The following is a 17,347-nucleotide window of genomic DNA, read 5'->3' as shown; positions in this document are numbered from 1 at the left end:
GCTTAACAATGTTAGGAGATCGCGGTTTTTATAGCGCTGCATAACACTGCACGCTCAAAAAGCTCAACCGACAACTGATCGACCCCTATATCCTGCTTGCCGCCCTGCTGTTCTGCAGTCTGGTTACACCAGATAAAATAGGGGGTTTCAGCAACCGGTTCCCCCATCTGTTTATAAACCTCAGTCATAACCGGCACATGATCACCATACCAGCACAGATAACTCTTCCGGGCTCTGGACGACAGGTACTGTGTTAGCTGATCAATCATCTGATCGGCATTTTTGAGATGCCTCAGGTAAACCGTCAGGTCGCTGGACTTAGCAGATGGTATCTCCCGATAGAGCGCAGCAATATCGATCCCCTCATCCGATTCCAGATGCAGAGGCCCGTGGTTTTCCATTGTAATAGTGAATACAAAACAGGGGCCTCTCTCCTCATCCAGCACCTGTTTCAACTTTTCGGACACCGCCCTGTCACTAATATACTGTCCATCTTTTGATCCGGCACTGAACCCGCCAATATCGATAAACTGATCAAATCCGAGCTTAGGAAACACCAGATCCCGGCGATAAAATTCAACCGGATAGGGATGGATACAGATAGTTTTGTACCCCAGAGATTTCAGCCTGGAAACCAGGTTGGGTAAGTGGTTTCGTGACAGATACCAGTAAGGATTAAACTGATGAATCCCCATCTGCTCTGGCTGCAGGCCGGTTAAAAATGAACTCTCCGTACGTACCGTATTTGCCCCCCATGCAGGCACCCTCAATTGCCCAAAAGAGAGTGACTGTTTCACCACCCGGTCATAGTGCTGCAGAACACTGCTCTGTACAGAGGGATAGCTCACCCGTGGGTCAAAAAAAGATTCACTTTGAACCACCACCAGATCGGGCAGGCCCTCAGTGGTTTTGACACCGACTTCTGCTCCATAAACGGCGTGTGGCAAGAGCTTTGGCGTCCGTTTGAATGCCAGAAAATACACCCAGAAACTGGTATATAAACCGGATATACGCAGGTCATCTTCCGGTCTCAGTGTGGGTACCGGCAACACCTTAGCGGCCATATAGAGGGCCCAGAGAGACAGTGTCAAAAACACAATCGTTACGGCAACAAAGGTGCTCCAGGACACCACGCTCAGAAGCGACGGCTCCAGCATTAATGCGCCATATACAAGGGCAATAAACACTGTGGCCCCCAGAATCGCATTCCAGATACCAAAGAAAGGCAGATAGAGACGTGGGTGTCTGATCATATCGTAAAAATACTCAAAGTCCTGAAGAATAAAGGGCTCTCTGAGTGAGCGATATTTAACAAAGTTAACCGCCAGCAAGAGTAACTGAAATGAAGTCGTCAATAAAACGGCAAACCATGGGCGCTGAAACAGCAACAGACACACAAAGAAAAAACTCAACCAACTTGCACTGTGGACCAAATAGCCCGTAAAGCCTCTTTTAAAACAGACTGACCTTCGAGGCACCAGCAGAAGAAACTCAAACAGCAAAGATGCACTTAGCCCCACAGCGATGGCAGAGGTCAGTTGACCACTAAAGGACATAAGAGTAAACAGATTCGACACCGCTATTTTCCGTGGTAATCAAGCAACGCCAGGATCCGCCCCGACACAGCATATGGCAGCACCGAAAGAAACCAGCAGCCGATGTTCAATGGAAAGGGAAATGTTATCCGGGCTTTGTTACGGATTAACCCTCTGGCGATTATTTCAGCCGCTTGTTCAGGCTGCAAAAGAAATGGCTTAGGCCCCGGCATCTCATAACACATTTCAGAGGCAACATACCCAGGCATAATAACCGTTACCCCAACCCCAAAGGGGGCGAGTCCGCCACGCAAAGCCTCACCATAGGCTTTAACTGCAGCTTTACTTGCGCAATAACTGGGAGTCACAGGTAGCCCATGGTAAGCCGCAAGTGAGCTCATCAACGCGATTTGTCCCGCTCCACGCTGACGCATCAACGTGGCAACCTGACCCGCCATCAGCAGAGTCACTTTTACATTGAGATCGAGTAGCGCTTCCATTTCGGCGGGCTTCTCTCCCGACAGGTCGTCACCTATATTGATATTCATACCCGCACAGGCAATAAAAAGATCCAGCGGGCTTGTGTTATCAAGTTGTTCCAGCCATGCCTGTAAAGAACGAGTCTCTGAAAGGTCATTGCGATAGGTCATCACTTCAGCACCCGCTGCCCTGCATTGTTGCGCTACGCGCTCCAGTCCTGCCGGATTACGTCCATGAAGATGCAGCATCACACCCGGTTCAGCATAATAGTTCGCCAGTGCTCCTCCGATTGCGCCAGTGGCACCGGTAATGAGGATAACCTGCGGCGCTTTAACAGTGTTACGCACGGGCATCATACTCCTCAGGCGTTGTTTTCATGATAAATGGGTCTTTATAATGTAACTGGTGACAGGTAGTGGCCTGCATTAAAAGCTGACTATCCCTGCTGCTTTTCGCGATCTCTGAGCATATCCGAGATCTGGTTTTTTAACGAATGTACCAGAAGCGCGATCTCCTCAGGATTTTCCCCTGTGACATCCTGTATTAAATAGTCTGGCCTGATCATCCTGATGAGCGTTTCAACAGTAGGGCGATCCGGATGTAAAAGATCAGCCTCTGATTCGATGTTACTGTTGAGTCCCGCCCTGTTACCATTAAAACGCCGTCCTAACCGTTTCTCAATCCATGCAATATCATCTTTATGCGCGTCTAAAACCGGATCAAGAATACGACCTGAAAGACATAGTTTCTCACCCGGTATTTTGCTAAGCCTTCTCACCAGCAGATTATTTTCCCGAAGACTGATCTGCTCGCTGCCATATTCCACACCAAATTTACGATATATATAAAGCAGTGACAGCGCGTTTTTAGAGATAGATTCGTTAGATCTGATAATATCAAAAGTGCCTTGTTTAATTCCGAGACGCCCGGCAAAGTCTGCAACAACATCTCCGCCTGCCAGCTCAGCCCTTTCATACAACCAAAGATGGACATTAGACCGGCCAAAAACAGCATCAAATTTACTGAATACTTTGTGATAATTTATGTACGATCTCTGAATATTTAACTCACCAACAGGAGGTCGTTTTATCAGCTGCTGAAAGGACGAGCCGATCAGAGACCCGGGCGGTCTGACATAGGCGACAACAACAATATTGTTGAAATATTCCTGTAGAAATAACCTGAACCGGGTCAACCCCTCAACAGAGAGCTGAGTGATAGACTCTCCAGAAATGATAAGATTGTTTGCAGCCGATTGTTCAATAGCCGCCGCAAGCAGTGCTCTATTATCATCATTAAAAGCTTTTAAATCATCACCACTTCTGCCTGCCGACAGGTTGATTCTGTGCTTCTCAGCCTTAGGGTCAAATAAGCTATACACCACAAAGCCATGATTTGCTTGCTCAAATGGGGCATACAGGAAGTCAGGGTCATCCAGCCGGTTTTTCATGGAATCCTGGATCGAAGAGCTGCCGGTTTTAGGCATTCCTATATGTACATAACACGTTTTCACCCACCCCTCCTATTAACACAATGCACGGCTAACACAAACTAGCACTTCAGAAAGGTATTTCTGAACACCCGATAAAGTCTGGCTTTTATATCTGTACCTGAACAACTGTTCCTGCTCTGGTTAAGTATCTGAATAACCGTCTCGATATTCACCTGATCACCCGAAACAGGATCGATATACACCGGATAAACAATGAGTGTTATCGCCACCAGCTCGTCCAGAGTGAGATGGCGTTGTCGCCGCTCCGAAGCCTCAGCGTCCCCGGTCAGCCCCCAGCCCGCATAAAACGGCAAGCCGTATGTAAACACTCTCACACCTCGTAACAACGCTTCAAACCCGGCCAGCGAGGTTATTGTGTGAACTTCATCAACACTGTCCAGCACGTCTGCTATAGATACATTTTTAAGCTCCAGATCATACAGGGATGCAGCCGCACTAGCCTTTAATTCGCCATAGCGACCACCGCTAATCACATCAGGGTGGGGCTTATAGATAATATATGCATCAGGATTGCGGTTACGCACCCTCTGTAGAAGCTCAAGATTGGTTTTGACAGAGGAGGAACCTCTCAGGATTGAAGCATCGGTTTCAACCTGACCCGGCACTAAAATAATTTTCCGGGTTTCTGGAAGAGACAGCGTTAACGTGTCGCCCACATTATATTTTGACAGTTTTAACTCAACTACCGCCTGACGTACTCGTCGTGCACGCTCTGTTAACGAACGGCAGACATCCATACTGTTCAGCATATTCTCAAGATCACTGGGGGCAGATGGATCATAATAGATGCCCTTCGAATCTAAAACGAGCGACAGGGGCTTCACTCTGTCGACCCCAAGCCCTGTTGACCTTACAAAGCCATCTTCCATCCGCCATAACTCTATACCCGCTGAAGCACAGATCCCTGACAACTCGGTGCTCAATGAGCTGGCCCACGCAAGCACCCGCGTAGATGGCGTTAAATGTTGCCTGACCGAACCCGCCCTGCGAATAAAATCCATGCGGGCATACCTCCCGAGAAAACGCCCGACAAACCCTTTCTTCCACTGAGAAAAGCCAACAGCAAGCCATCTGCCCCGATAGCGATCCCGCTGACGCTTCTGATCACTGAGTAAATAGATCGTATCTTCCAATTCACATCTTTGCCCAGTATAAGGGTTGATATAACGTGGATAGAGCAGATAAGCCGCGGCAAAAACCTGTTCCAGGCTTCGGCTCACGCCACGCCGTTCGCAGTGGAGAAAATCGTTGGTCAGCCCCCAGCCAGAATAAAAGGGTAAACCAAAACAGCTCACCTGCTTGCCCGCTAACAGAGCCTCAAACCCCAACTGACTGGTAACAACATAAACATGCTCCACGGTATCGAACAACGCCCAGGGAGAGATATCCTCAGATAGAACCACACAATTTCGTGTCAGGGCGGCACCCAGCAGGTAACCCTTTTTCTTGCCTGCAATCACATCCGGGTGAACCTTTACACAGATCTCGGCTTCAGGATGTTCAGCAATCGCAGAGTCCAGCATGCGGATAAAGGTATCCGAACCGGCGCCTCCATAAACGACAGATGCATCGCCAAAAGTCTGATCGACAACTAAGACTCTTGATTGTTGACCAGTGCACGCGGGGGGAATATCCGGGACATGATTATACTTTGATAACCGGTGATATCTGAGGAGATCGATACACCGTGCCGCGCGCTGCAAAAGCCCCTCATCAAACACGGTTGAGAGAATCAGCGTTTCCAGATCACTGGGGCGGCTGGAGTCATAATATATTCCACTATAATCAGCGATTACGCTGTGGGCAGGCGCGCGATCCACACCCAGTTCAAGCGAGCGGATAAAACCATCTTCCAGGCTGATATAGGGTATATTCTCCCTGCAGGCATACCTGCGGGCCTGGACAGAGGTTGGTTTTAGTCCCCATCCGGCAATATAATCACAGGCAGGTTTATTTAATGCTCCCAAGTGAACAACGTCAGCATCCAATATCTCAGACAGATAGGGAGTTTTAAATATCCTGCCGGAAAAAACGCCCACACAGCTCATGTCTGCCCTAACCTGAAACAGTGAGATCTGGCTGCAGAGTGTAGCGCTAAGCGTTTGGCTTTGTTATCGATCAGATCCACTATCGCGCTGACCCACTCGGACTGATCCATTGCGATGGTCATTCCATTCGATTCGTGCTCGATATATGAGGTATATACCGGGTCATCTGCAAACACCCCAGCGGCCCCAGCAGCGGTGATATCAAAATATTTTGTATGAGACCTTGCCCGATTAAACGGGGAATCCAGCAGTGGAGCCAGGCCGATATCCCGTCCACCCCGAAGGATTAACGCCTGATAAGAGGGCCAGCTCATTGGCTGCAACACATTTACCCGGCTTAATCCCTTCAGCCATTTACGCACCTCAGCATTGCCGATCGCTTCAAAAACGGTATTTTCACGGCGCCTTAATACCTCCTCGAGGACCGGCACCAGCCAACGAATCTCTGCATTATGGGAGGATGAGCCATGATAAAAGATCGTCAACGGCCGGGGCTTCTCAGGAAGAGGAACCGGTGCAACAAGAACAGAATCAAACGCGCTATAAACCGATTGCAGGTAAGGTGTACTCACCCAGAAACAGGCATTGTGTTTCTGCAACCAGCTCCGGGCCAGAAAAGCATAGCGGATCAGCTTAAACCGGTAGCGTAAAGGCAACCCTGAAAGAGCGGCAGGATTCAGAAGATCATCGTCCATAAAGTAGATGACCTGATCAAAATGCTCTCGATAACGATCAATGAATAACTTCCAGCGCCGGGGCACATAGCGAACAAAGACGACAATACTTTTGCCTGCGTCCCCAGCTGCGGGACAGCTATCAAAACCAAATCGTCTGATCTCATACCCCCGTCTTTTCAGCTCAGGTATCACAAAAAAATCTGATGAGGGGTTTATCGACTCTTCAACTACAAAAGCGACTTTCTGATCAGGCTTCATCGCAACGAAAAGTCCTCATGTACCAGGGTCAGGTTTGGATTGTAAGCCGGGTCCTGATATAACTGCTCTCCCCACTGCTTTCGCATATATTCCGCTTCACGCTTTGCTCTTTTGCGTTTTTTTGCAGAGTCATCAGCGCCGCGGGACACAGATTCATGATGGTAGAGTTCCGCATAAGGGGTCCAGATGTTTCTATAGCCAGCGGCTCTCACTTTCAGACACAGATCGACATCATTAAAAGCAACAGCCAGATTAGCTTCGTTCAAGCCACCCACCTCTTCATATACAGACCGGCGTATTAGTAAACAAGCACCGGTAACTGCTGATAACTCCTGCACCAGTCGCAATCGGGAAAAATACCCATGTTCATGACGTTCATAGTATTTATGGGAGTGACCGGCAACACCGCCAATCCCCAGAATAACGCCTGCATGCTGAATAGTTTCATTCGGGTAATACAGTTTTGCACCAACACAGCCAACATCTGGCCGGCAAACAAGGCTAACCATCTCGGTTAACCAGCCTGGATTGATCGGCTCAATATCATTATTCAGAAGCCCGATAACAGACCCACGTGCTTTAGTTACGCCAAAGTTGTTGATGGATGAATAGTTAAATGGATAGTCCCAGTTAACCACTGTAACCCGGGGATCCGTCGTGATCCGCTGTAAATATTCAAGCGTCTTTTCACAGCTACTTTGATTATTAAGAATAATGATTTCGAAGCTTTTATAATCTGTTAGCTGCAGAATAGCGTCTACACAGCAGCGCAATACCTCAACATTATCCCGGGTCGGTATCAATAAACTGACAAGAGGAGCGGGTTCTGGAACTGGCCAGCAAACCTTATAGGTATTAGGCACGATGCCCGGTTCAGCAGAGGTCCCCGGGTGATGTTGTCTGCAATACTCAGAAACCGCTTTCAAACCTGCCTCACTGGTATAGTCTTTTTCATTAGCAGCAGAAGCAGTCGACCCCTCAATAGACCTCCAGTGATACAGAATGTGGGGAATATGGACGATCTCTTCAGGCGAGAGGTGGGCCGAACAGCGCAGCAGCAGATCATGATCCTGACTACCTTCAACCCCTGTCCTGAAGCCACCGACACGTCTCACCAATTCGGTATCCAACACGGACAGGTGAGCAATATAATTCTGCGCCAGCAGGAGGTCGTAATTCCATTCGGGCTTAAAGTGGGGATCAAACCTGAAGCCATCTGCATCGATTTTATCTTCATCACTATACAATAATCGCGCTGCAGAGTTTTTATTGAGAGCATCCACGATCCGGCTCAGCGCGAACTCTGATAAACAGTCATCATGATCTAACAACGCAACATAACGGCCAGTCACCAGCTCGAGCGCGCTATTGCTTGCAGCAGATATATGGCCATTTTCCTTTCTATAACATACCGTTATGCGATTATCCTTTGCCGCATAGCTATCCAGAACCTGCCGTACATGGCTCTTATTGGAGCCATCATCCGCAATGCATAGCTGCCAGTTCGGGTATCGCTGGGCAATAACAGAATCAAGGCACTGCCTTAAAAAAATTTCAGGCGTGTTATAAACCGGAAGCAGAATAGAGATCAGCGGACCAGATTGCGACTGTTGGCTGAGCAGAGCAAACTGCTGATGATGGTTCTGCTCTTCACACTCTATCCAATCCTGGTAACCCCGGCGAGTAGGTCGTTTTATAAACGTCTGATTATACAGCTGGAGCGCATGATCTCTTACGTCACACCCGTTTTCTTTAGCGCTGGCTTTTATCGCCCGGCGTACGCACTTCAGATCCTGCTCACGAAATCGGTAGTGCATATTAATAAGACGGTGCAACAAACGCTCTTCAGCAAAGGAAGAGGTAAGCCAGATCAGCCTGGCGTGTCGAACATTAAACTCGCCTTCAGATTCAAGCGGATCTAAACGTATTTTTTTTACGCCGAAAGGCAGAAAAACTAACCTTTTAGAGACCCTTCCATTCTTAATCGGAAGCGAATATACATGCTCTTCTGAGAAGCCTTTACCACAATCAAAATAGAGTTTCGTTACTGCACTGGGCTGATTATGCTGCAGAGCAACCTCGAACATAAACCATCCCCGCATGGGGAAGCGTAACTTAACAAAAAACTGGGGATCAATATCAGTTGATTCCCATTCATATTCGCCACTATCTGAACTTAAATGTTTGATAGCTGACGCTGGACTAAGTCGCAAATCAAAACGAAATATACTTAAACTTTTAATGATACCCACCCAACCTATTTACACCTTACTTGCAGTCACGGAGACAGAGCAATAAAAATACCGAAAGACAAATATCAAAAGAGCAACATTACCTGGCTAATAAAAGAACTATAAATGTTAACAAAAACGACAAATACAACAGACATCCTGAATATTTATTGTGACTTAATTACCTGCTTCAAGCGTTCAACCTCATCCGACAAATGAACAACAAGCTGAAGGAGTGCTCTGTTGATATCCTGCTGCGACACATTATTATCTTTAAATTTCAGCTGATTCATATCGAAAGGGGGCTGTTTTTCCATTTCAAAAAAATGGTTAATCTGATCAATTTCAGGCCGGTTATCAGCAATAAAGTGGCTGATATCCTCTTTGCCGGGAAGCAGGCCATTAAACTCAGGCATAACCTGGCGAGATTTTGCCACTCCACTTTCCGATAACAAAGGCATCAGCCTGTTAGGTAAAACTTCCTCTTCAAACAGTGAATTATAATAAGCAAATAGCGCTATTGCAGCAGACGAAGGGGTTTCATTTGACACCACCACTTTAACGTCGGATGCAATTGCGGGTAAATACTCTGTTATGAAGTGTTCACAAACATCCTTTATTGGTTCGAAGTTAAAGAAGACTACTGATTCGACCAACTGCTTCCAGCGGTTAATAAAAGGAGTTACAACAAACTTCTTATTTTTAACCCACTCGGGAAAGCTTTTAAGACTACCTTTATAGCTTTTATGCTTGATACCCCATTGGAGATAAGCAGAATGTATCCAGCTATCAGGGCTGCGTATATAGCCAACAACGGTGATATCGAATAGCAGATTCAGTTGTTCTATAGCCGCTGCAACCTGTTCAACTTCATTAAAAAGTGCTTCATTCGACCAGATCAGCGTATGCACACTATCAGGTAGCGCTTGATCTATCTCCTGCAGGGCCGCAACAAGCTGAGCCGTTGCCTGAGGTTCAGGCAGACTGGTAAACTGAGTCCAGCCATCAGATTTATGCCATACCGGGCTTTTCTCGAGGGGCTGCCTTTCCAGCATTAAACCAAGGTACTTTACCCCTCTTGCCTGCAGAAGTGGTCCGGAAGCTCTCAGGGTATGCTGAATTGAGGAGCTTCCGGCCTTGCCCATCCCCACATGGATAATCAATTTTCGTTTCATAAATATTACCAATCAGTACCGGCTAAATAGACCTTCTGAATACTTGCCCCCGTACTTTCAACAATCTGAGGAATGATCCGTTCAAAAGCGTGCAAAACAGAGCCGTCATAAGCGATCGGCTCTTCAAGTTTGAAAGTGCTTTTATCAACTTTCAACAGGGGAGCAAGGGCCTGAGTTCTCGCCCAAAACATAGTCCCGAGAGGATAACTGTAATACTCAACCTGGGGTTGCAACCCCATTTTCTTCGTTAACTCAACTATATACGGCATGTTAGTGCCTTCATCGACACAATGCCGGTCTTCAGCATAGACAAGTCCAACCTTTGAGTCGTTAAAAATAGAGAGCACCTGCTTTGCAACCCCGTCACCACCCAACAGATTTTGCAGTAAATAGGTTCTCCAGCGGTCACCGATTCCGCCCACACAGTCGACCGATTTCTTGGTGTGAAAATGACCAACCACCTCATACTGATCTGTAAGTTGCTGACAGTATGATCGATGAAATGGCAGGATATCACGACCGCAGTTATCCACTAAATCCAGATACAGTTTTCCTGAAACGGAGCCTCTTAACAGCTCCACTTCCGCATCGGTTAAAGGTTCAACATGACTAACGAATAGATCTACATCATGATCGATCAGATGACTAAAGTAGTGGGCATACTCCGCAATCAGCTCTTTGTAATACACATGAAACTGTATCGCTATTTTCCCCGAAAACAACTCGTCCGACTCACTAGGCAACCTTAAAACCGGCTCCCGGGTGTTTTCAGAATCAGCAAAAACCGAGGTCACATAATCAGAAAACGATTGATCATCACTATAGTTATACACCCTGAACCTGCTCTGAATCGCAGATCCGGGATAAGGCTTGGAAAAAACAATACCTTTCTGCAATAAGGACAGGAAGTGGTGTTGCCGATCCCCATCACAAAAATCCATCCCATAAAAAGTGCCGTCGAAGCGTGACTTAAAGGCTGCGTTTTCAGCAATAACGTTCTGAATTGCTGACTTTTTCGTGATTGCACTCTCGATTGCTGACTCAAGCACCTGAGTATAATCACTGAAACAGAGTTTCTCTTCACATAGAGAGCTGTTAACACCGTTTCGATCTGTTAGTGTCTCGAAATTTTCGAAGACCCGATCAGCCAATGCGTAACAATCACCGTAGGGAGCAATCACGCTTCTGGAAGGATACTCGTTCAGGAAATCAGCAATACCACTGGCAGACTCAAAACAGCCGATGCTACAGTCTGCATCGAGCGCATCGATAGCAACATTCGGAAACGGATCCAGGCGGGAGGTCAGCAGATACAGGTCGACCTCCTTCAGAGCTTTACTGACAGAATCTACATGGCCGGAAAAGTAACAGCGGTTCTCGATGCCTGCCCGCTTTAAAAAAGCGCTTAACCAGACAGATACAGCCATATCTTCAGAGCTAAAGCCATCCCCGATCCATACAAAATATAACTGCTCGGCACGAGGATCCGATTCTGAGCGCATCCGTTTTAGTAAGTAGTAGCAGGTTTCAAAAAACCAATCCACGCCTTTACGCTGCTGAACATACCCGGCACCGGCAATCACGATCCCATCCTGGGGTATCTTCAACTTTTGCCTTAATGATGCTTCTGATTCCCCGGTATCGACCGCGGCATCAAACTTTATGCTTCCCTGGGGTTTAACAATGATATGATTTGGTTCGGTTCGTAATGCGGTCGTCTCTTTTAACTCGTCCAGGCCGGACAATTTAATCGACTCAGCAGGGTAGATCACCACGTCTGAGGTATATATCGCACGACTTATTTTTCCACGCGGTAGAGTATAGTCCGCATACTCATGAATCAGGCTCACCGTCGGAATTTCAAAATAAGCGGCAGCATCCAGAAAATTTAATGACTCAACAGAGTTTAATACGGCCGCATCAACTTTATAGTCTTTAAGTAATTCACCCAGAATCTGCTTGGCAAATATAACGTGGGGGCCATGGGGGAAATTTATATGCAAAAAACCAGTGCTTAAGAACGCGTTATGCATTTCACCTTTTCTCAGGCCGACGGTGACAATGTTGTGGTTTGCGTTAAAGCGCCGGGCAATTTCGAGTGCAACGATAGGGGCCCCGGTATAAGAGGTTTCATGTGCACAAACGATCAGAGTCTTGAGCGAGGGGTCAAACTCCCGGCCACCAGCCTCAAGGTAGTCCTGCTTTTCTATCCAACCAATTCGCCCTTCAGAAATCCCATGTTTGATATAGTGGAGTAGAGGGTTGATCAGATTATTTCTGATATCAGGATATAAAGCATAATAAAGCGATGTATCAAAAAAGCCGCTAAAAACCGGAGTCAGATTATCCCAGTTCTGCAGGTAGTGGTTCGCCGGATGCTTCACAGTATCAGGACAATAGTTAGCTTTATATTCACCCCAATCAATCTGGTTGCATGAGGTCAGAAGCACGAAGTCCGGATCTTCATCCTCCGGTTCCAGCACTGGCTCAGATATATCATCCGAAGAATAGGGAATACGTGCTTCATTTTCGCCATGTTCAATAAAATGAACAAGAGGGTTTTCACCCGATTCACGAATATCCTGATAGCGTTCCACATAGAAAGCAGAATCAAATACTGCCGGAATTATCAGGGGGCAGCGCTGCCAATTCAGAATGTAGTGTGCTATAGGGTCATCATCTTCATCGAGGTTATACATTTCGATATAGTGTGACCAGTCCAGCCCTTTCGAGTTAATTATATGGTAGTAATGGGCCATCAAATCTTTTGATAATTCTTTCCCTGACTCACCTTCACTTTTAACAGACACACCACCTGTCATATCACTACCAGTGACATCTTCAGCTTTATTGATTTCATTCTTCTTTTCTTTCATATCGCGATATCTATCAACTCACTTTTAACATACTGATATACAGAAATATTATTCTTTTCAACTTCACCAAAGTGACGCAGATATTTATCTATCGAGATAACACTGCTAACAACATCCGTTGAACAGATACACGCTTCCCTTTTAATTTTAACGCCGTCGAAATTGCTCTCCACAAAGCTTAAAAGCTGCTCCAGTTCAATCGACTTGCCACAGGCTACATTATATACACCAGATACGTCTGACAGAGCGATATTGGCAACCATCTCGGCCATCGCGGGGGCATAAATAAAATCTCTTAACGCATGCCTTGGAAAGCCCGCAATAAACTCATTTCTATTTCTAATGCAGTTAATCAGCACATCGAGAAAACCATGATGCGACGCATCCTCATTGCCAAAAGGGTTTGATACTCTGGCACAAACGAATTCCCCTCCGGTTTTTCTCATCGTCTCACTCAGGAGAGCTTCCTCAATCTGCTTCGATCGTCCATACCATGATTTAGGATTCAGCATATCATCCTCCCGGCTGCCATTACCTCTGGCTTCACCATAAACAGTGCCTGCGGATGATATATGTATAAGTCGCCGGACATTTGCTGACACCAGCATGTTATTCAACTGACGCTGATCTTCCCAAAAACGCCCCATCGCATTTGGAAAATCAGTAGCAAAGTCGGCAGGTTTCAGTGACCCGGAAGCGTTGACAACGACAGGGCAATCAGAGATCAGTTCGATGACTCTCTCAACACCGTTTAACTCGAGAGAATAAGACTTAGCATCATCCGCACTTCGTGAAACACCTACCCAGTCAACACCGGTCTGATCGAAATGAGAGGCTAAGCTTCTGCCTATAAAGCCGGTAGATCCTAGCAAGCATACTCTATTCATCTATAGGCCTACGAATCTGCAGCCGCTATTCAAAATAGCGGGCATCCTTAAATAAGTCGCCGACTGAATCTTTTTCAGAAAGAACCGGCCCGCTACCGGTAACAGGCCAGTCGATGCCTAAAACCGGATCATTCCATAAAAGCGAGTACTCATCCCCTGGCGCGTAGTAGTCAGTACACTTATATTGAAACTCTGCCTCCTCACTGGTGACATAGAAGCCGTGAGCGAATCCGGGCGGTATCCACAGCAACTGTTTATTCGTTTCACTCAGCGTCGCGGCAACCCACTTGCCGAATGTGGGTGAACCCTTACGCATATCAACGGCAACATCATAAACCTCTCCACGGGTAACACGGACTAACTTACCCTGGGGGTTACGTAACTGATAGTGAAGACCTCTCAGGATCCCTTTTGACGACTTGCTATGATTGTCCTGAACAAAGGTAAACCCGCCACAGTTAGCCTCAAACTCACTCTGCCGGTAGGTTTCAAGAAAAAACCCCCGTTCATCTCCAAACACCTGTGGGGTTAGTAATACGACATCCGGAATCGCCAATTTTTCGTACTTCATACTCAGTTTTGTTCCTTAAATGATCGCATGACCAGTGACTTTCTGATCGTGATCTATATAGCTAAAGCTCCGACCCGATGCCGGGTTCGAGCGCTGAGCTTCAACTCTCAGACACCCGTAAAACACAGCAACCAATACTAACATTGTTGATTGCAGTTTGGCAGTTGATAGTCCATCTTAACAAACTGTAGATCAACGGTATCGACAAGCCTGATACGACCTCCGCTACTGAGGTGCCATCAGCGGCCGGATAAAAGATTTTTCAATGTCACGAGCCAACTGATGATTATGTAAATATTTTCATCCATTATTCAAAACCCTTTAGCCTTGTACTCTTCATATATTCTTTTTATTACAACACCGTTGGGCCTTAATTTATGAGCAATACTTATCAACCTAAAAGCCAGCTCCGGATCAGAATCATGAATTTTTATAGCATAATCACGCATACCATCAATCAAAACACTATTCCCTATCGCCCGTTTCTCTAATTCAGGAACACTACTCCCCTTAATAACATCCTCTACATTTAAGCCATCTTTCCACTTACAATACTCCGTAGAATATCTCCCACTAAAAAACGCTTGAAAGGCCTTAATAGACCTCTCGGCACTCTACCGAAATCAACCATCCGATTAAAATAATTTATAAAAAAAGGCTTATCCGATTCAAAATTTGAAAAAACAGGAAGATACCTTTCCGCATTACTTGTTAGTATAATATCAGGAGATAAACAATCAGCTACATCAGGCAAAACATAAGGACTTCTAACATAAATAATCTCTTCAAAAAAATACGATAAAACCTCAAAAGCCCCTAAAATAAAACCATCTCCAAAAGCAAGAATCCGCTTTTTAACCGGGGCTCTTGAATTATATTTTATTTGCATATCTCCAGTATTACCCGGCAAAGCCGATCTTATAGAAAAAGTAGATATCTTAGAATAAAAATCAAATCACTTAATATATTTACTACTTAAAGGCGAAGATCCTATCATCCTTCCCAAATCACCCAAAACTTCTTTTTCATGCAAAGTATAACTATAACCTGAAATATTAACACCAACTCTAGCCACAACATCTTTTATAACTGAAAAATAACCTAAATATGAACAATGCGTATTATCTTTTATAAACCAATCCTCTCTAATTTCTTCTAATCTTGGGTAATACACATTCAAATTTGACAGATAAAACTCATTCACTATCGGACTTATATGCACGCCAATTGACTCAAACCTTTTTCTAAAAGCAACAGGTTTTGCAGGAAAGATCACGTGCAGATATGAGATATTTTTATTAGAACAATATGCCTGACTCATCTCTACATTTCGATTAAAGCTGGTCATAAAATCCTGTGTCACTTCAAGTTTTTTTTGTAAATAGTCAAACTGCCGCTGCGCACCTAACTTCTGTCTTAAAAACAAGGTCCCATCTGTCATTTGCACAACTCCATTTTTGACAAGCAGATGTGGATTATCTTCCAATTCCATGTAAAGCCCTCACAAAATTCGAAAAAATAGTCTATATAATTGCAGCATCGCCCCTACAAGAAATCCAGCAAGACCGATCTAAATTCTGACTGCGCATGTACTCATAACAACCTATCCTTGATGTAACTTTGCACTTATTTACACCCATTTTCACCCATTTGCATCTATTTACACCTAATTGAACTTTATATAACACTGCAACCTATTACCTTCTAGTTAACTAAGCGCACTTCCTCTCCCGGCCCCAAAGCTATAAAATCTAGCGGTACGACATTAAAACATGTCAGTTTTGGAATCAAAGACGGCCAGATCGTCTTAGCTGTTTTTTTACATCCCAAAAAGGCATATAATACCCTCTAATATTTTTTAACCTAAACATTACATTTTTAACGGTTATGAAAAAACGTAACATATTCCTACATATCGGCATAGAAAAGACTGGAACCACTTCGATTCAGGAGTTTCTTTATGAAAACCGCGACAGGCTTTCAGATAAAGGCTATCACTTTATTCAGTCTCCTGGAAATAAAAATAATCGAGCATTAGCCTCTTACACTATGGCTGACCATAAGTTTGATGACTATTTTAGAGACTTAAACCTTATTACTATTGAAAAAAAAGAGGAGCACAACAAAGAAACAGCTCAAAAATTCCAAAAAGAAATCTCAAATCTTTCTGACTCCATTAATTCAATTATTATTTCAAGTGAGCACTTTCATTCTCGGATAGACTCAAAAAAAGAGATCACAAAGTTAAAATCCCTCTTAACCCCCTTTTACAGCAATATTAAAATAATATGCTATTTAAGAGAGCAATCTGAAACTTGCACCTCACTCTTTTCTACCTCAATAAAGTCTGGCTCACCCAATGACTTCTCATATCTCACTGAACAGTGCAATATTAATAATACATATTACAACTACAAAAAAATGTTAGAAAACTGGTCGGAAGTATTCGGAAAAGAAAACATCATAGTTAGAGTTTTCGATAAGTCACAACTTATAAATAATGATTTAATAACAGACTTTCTTTACATTTTAAATATAAACCCGACATCCGGCTTAACCAGAGAAAAATCAGCACAAAATGAATCATTAAATGATATAGGTCAAGCACTAGGATTATCAATAAACAAAACTATTAACAATTCAATAAAAACCGAAAAAACAAAAGAAGACAAAGCAAAACTCTTAAGCACTATAAGCAAAAACTTCAAAGGAAAAGGAATCACATTAAGCAAAGAAAATTACAAAAGAATATACAATGAATTCAAGGAATCAAACAGAGAAGTGAACGAAAAATACTTAAACAATACAAGTTGTTTATTCAAATACAAAGAGCCCATACAAAAGACATCAAAAGTAGACTTTGATTCTATTTATGAAATAATCCACCAACTATACAACTCTAATAATCTACCTGATCATTACGCCGATCTCTTTCGAGATACAGCATTACTTTACGAGAAAAATGACATCAAAAAAGCGTTATTATTTATGGAACTAGCGGAAGGAATACGACCTAGCGGAGGCTTCATTAAAAAGAAGATCATTGAATACAAAGGCATCAATATAAGAAACAATAAAAAATAAAGCACTCCACCT

The 17,347-nt window shown here is 44.6% G+C and carries 13 protein-coding genes; 1 reads left to right on the top strand and 12 read right to left on the bottom strand.

Features of this window, described 5'->3' with window-relative positions; all coding sequences use genetic code 11:
- Positions 1 to 11: 11 nt before the first annotated feature.
- The 12 genes from JW499_RS16845 to JW499_RS16790 all read right to left on the bottom strand — a co-directional run bounded on the left by JW499_RS16845 (position 12) and on the right by JW499_RS16790 (position 15,743).
- Positions 12 to 1,355 carry an LTA synthase family protein gene (locus JW499_RS16845; protein ID WP_205211683.1) on the bottom strand — a complete coding sequence of 448 codons (1,344 nt, stop codon included), beginning with the start codon at positions 1,353 to 1,355 and terminating at the stop codon, positions 12 to 14.
- 224 nt (positions 1,356 to 1,579) lie between these two features.
- Positions 1,580 to 2,368, bottom strand: coding sequence for an SDR family NAD(P)-dependent oxidoreductase (locus JW499_RS16840; RefSeq protein ID WP_205211702.1), 789 nt, complete (start codon positions 2,366 to 2,368; stop codon positions 1,580 to 1,582).
- 83 nt (positions 2,369 to 2,451) lie between these two features.
- Positions 2,452 to 3,465 carry a hypothetical protein gene (locus JW499_RS16835; protein ID WP_205211682.1) on the bottom strand — a complete coding sequence of 338 codons (1,014 nt, stop codon included), beginning with the start codon at positions 3,463 to 3,465 and terminating at the stop codon, positions 2,452 to 2,454.
- 101 nt (positions 3,466 to 3,566) lie between these two features.
- Positions 3,567 to 5,576 (bottom strand): capsular polysaccharide biosynthesis protein, encoded by a 2,010-nt coding sequence (locus JW499_RS16830; RefSeq protein ID WP_205211681.1) that lies wholly within the window; start codon positions 5,574 to 5,576, stop codon positions 3,567 to 3,569.
- On the bottom strand, positions 5,573 to 6,511 hold the full coding sequence (locus JW499_RS16825) for a glycosyltransferase (RefSeq protein WP_205211680.1): 939 nt from the start codon (positions 6,509 to 6,511) through the stop codon (positions 5,573 to 5,575). Before JW499_RS16825 ends, JW499_RS16830 begins: the two co-directional genes overlap by 4 nt.
- A complete protein-coding gene (locus JW499_RS16820; protein WP_205211679.1) occupies positions 6,508 to 8,598 on the bottom strand; it encodes a glycosyltransferase family 2 protein in 2,091 nt (696 codons plus the stop codon). The genes JW499_RS16825 and JW499_RS16820 overlap by 4 nt, the downstream gene beginning before the upstream one ends.
- A gap of 311 nt (positions 8,599 to 8,909) precedes the next feature.
- A complete protein-coding gene (locus JW499_RS16815; RefSeq protein WP_205211678.1) occupies positions 8,910 to 9,917 on the bottom strand; it encodes a hypothetical protein in 1,008 nt (335 codons plus the stop codon).
- Between the two features lie 5 nt (positions 9,918 to 9,922).
- On the bottom strand, positions 9,923 to 12,793 hold the full coding sequence (locus tag JW499_RS16810; protein WP_205211677.1) for a rhamnan synthesis F family protein: 2,871 nt from the start codon (positions 12,791 to 12,793) through the stop codon (positions 9,923 to 9,925).
- A complete protein-coding gene (locus JW499_RS16805; protein WP_205211676.1) occupies positions 12,790 to 13,680 on the bottom strand; it encodes an NAD-dependent epimerase/dehydratase family protein in 891 nt (296 codons plus the stop codon). Before JW499_RS16805 ends, JW499_RS16810 begins: the two co-directional genes overlap by 4 nt.
- Before the next feature lie 25 nt (positions 13,681 to 13,705).
- The gene (rfbC, locus tag JW499_RS16800; RefSeq protein WP_205211675.1) at positions 13,706 to 14,251 is read right to left on the bottom strand and encodes a dTDP-4-dehydrorhamnose 3,5-epimerase; all 546 of its coding nucleotides are present in this window, start codon (positions 14,249 to 14,251) and stop codon (positions 13,706 to 13,708) included.
- Between the two features lie 529 nt (positions 14,252 to 14,780).
- Complete coding sequence (locus JW499_RS16795; RefSeq protein WP_205211674.1) at positions 14,781 to 15,140, bottom strand: hypothetical protein; 360 nt, start codon at positions 15,138 to 15,140, stop codon at positions 14,781 to 14,783.
- A 66-nt stretch (positions 15,141 to 15,206) separates the two neighbouring features.
- Positions 15,207 to 15,743 (bottom strand): hypothetical protein, encoded by a 537-nt coding sequence (locus tag JW499_RS16790; RefSeq protein WP_205211673.1) that lies wholly within the window; start codon positions 15,741 to 15,743, stop codon positions 15,207 to 15,209.
- Positions 15,744 to 16,138: 395 nt separating this feature from the next.
- Here JW499_RS16790 and JW499_RS16785 point away from each other — a divergent pair, with 395 nt between their 5' ends.
- Positions 16,139 to 17,335: a sulfotransferase domain-containing protein gene (locus tag JW499_RS16785; protein ID WP_205211672.1), complete on the top strand. Its 1,197-nt coding sequence runs from the start codon at positions 16,139 to 16,141 to the stop codon at positions 17,333 to 17,335.
- The last annotated feature ends 12 nt before the right edge of the window (positions 17,336 to 17,347 follow it).

The organism is Amphritea pacifica (assembly GCF_016924145.1).
GTDB classification, from domain to species: domain Bacteria; phylum Pseudomonadota; class Gammaproteobacteria; order Pseudomonadales; family Balneatricaceae; genus Amphritea; species Amphritea pacifica.
The sequence above is the reverse complement of the archived record's forward strand: the minus strand, read 5'-3'. Positions and strand labels throughout refer to the sequence as shown.

Coding starts and splice junctions, on each gene's coding strand:
- JW499_RS16840 (WP_205211702.1), bottom strand. CDS start 2,368: ATGCCCGTGCGTAACACTGTTAAAGCGCCGCAGGTTATCCTCATTACC.
- JW499_RS16835 (WP_205211682.1), bottom strand. CDS start 3,465: ATGAAAAACCGGCTGGATGACCCTGACTTCCTGTATGCCCCATTTGAG.
- JW499_RS16830 (WP_205211681.1), bottom strand. CDS start 5,576: ATGAGCTGTGTGGGCGTTTTTTCCGGCAGGATATTTAAAACTCCCTAT.
- JW499_RS16825 (WP_205211680.1), bottom strand. CDS start 6,511: ATGAAGCCTGATCAGAAAGTCGCTTTTGTAGTTGAAGAGTCGATAAAC.
- JW499_RS16820 (WP_205211679.1), bottom strand. CDS start 8,598: ATGTTCGAGGTTGCTCTGCAGCATAATCAGCCCAGTGCAGTAACGAAA.
- JW499_RS16815 (WP_205211678.1), bottom strand. CDS start 9,917: ATGAAACGAAAATTGATTATCCATGTGGGGATGGGCAAGGCCGGAAGC.
- JW499_RS16810 (WP_205211677.1), bottom strand. CDS start 12,793: ATGAAAGAAAAGAAGAATGAAATCAATAAAGCTGAAGATGTCACTGGT.
- JW499_RS16805 (WP_205211676.1), bottom strand. CDS start 13,680: ATGAATAGAGTATGCTTGCTAGGATCTACCGGCTTTATAGGCAGAAGC.
- rfbC (WP_205211675.1), bottom strand. CDS start 14,251: ATGAAGTACGAAAAATTGGCGATTCCGGATGTCGTATTACTAACCCCA.
- JW499_RS16795 (WP_205211674.1), bottom strand. CDS start 15,140: ATGCAAATAAAATATAATTCAAGAGCCCCGGTTAAAAAGCGGATTCTT.
- JW499_RS16790 (WP_205211673.1), bottom strand. CDS start 15,743: ATGGAATTGGAAGATAATCCACATCTGCTTGTCAAAAATGGAGTTGTG.
- JW499_RS16785 (WP_205211672.1), top strand. CDS start 16,139: ATGAAAAAACGTAACATATTCCTACATATCGGCATAGAAAAGACTGGA.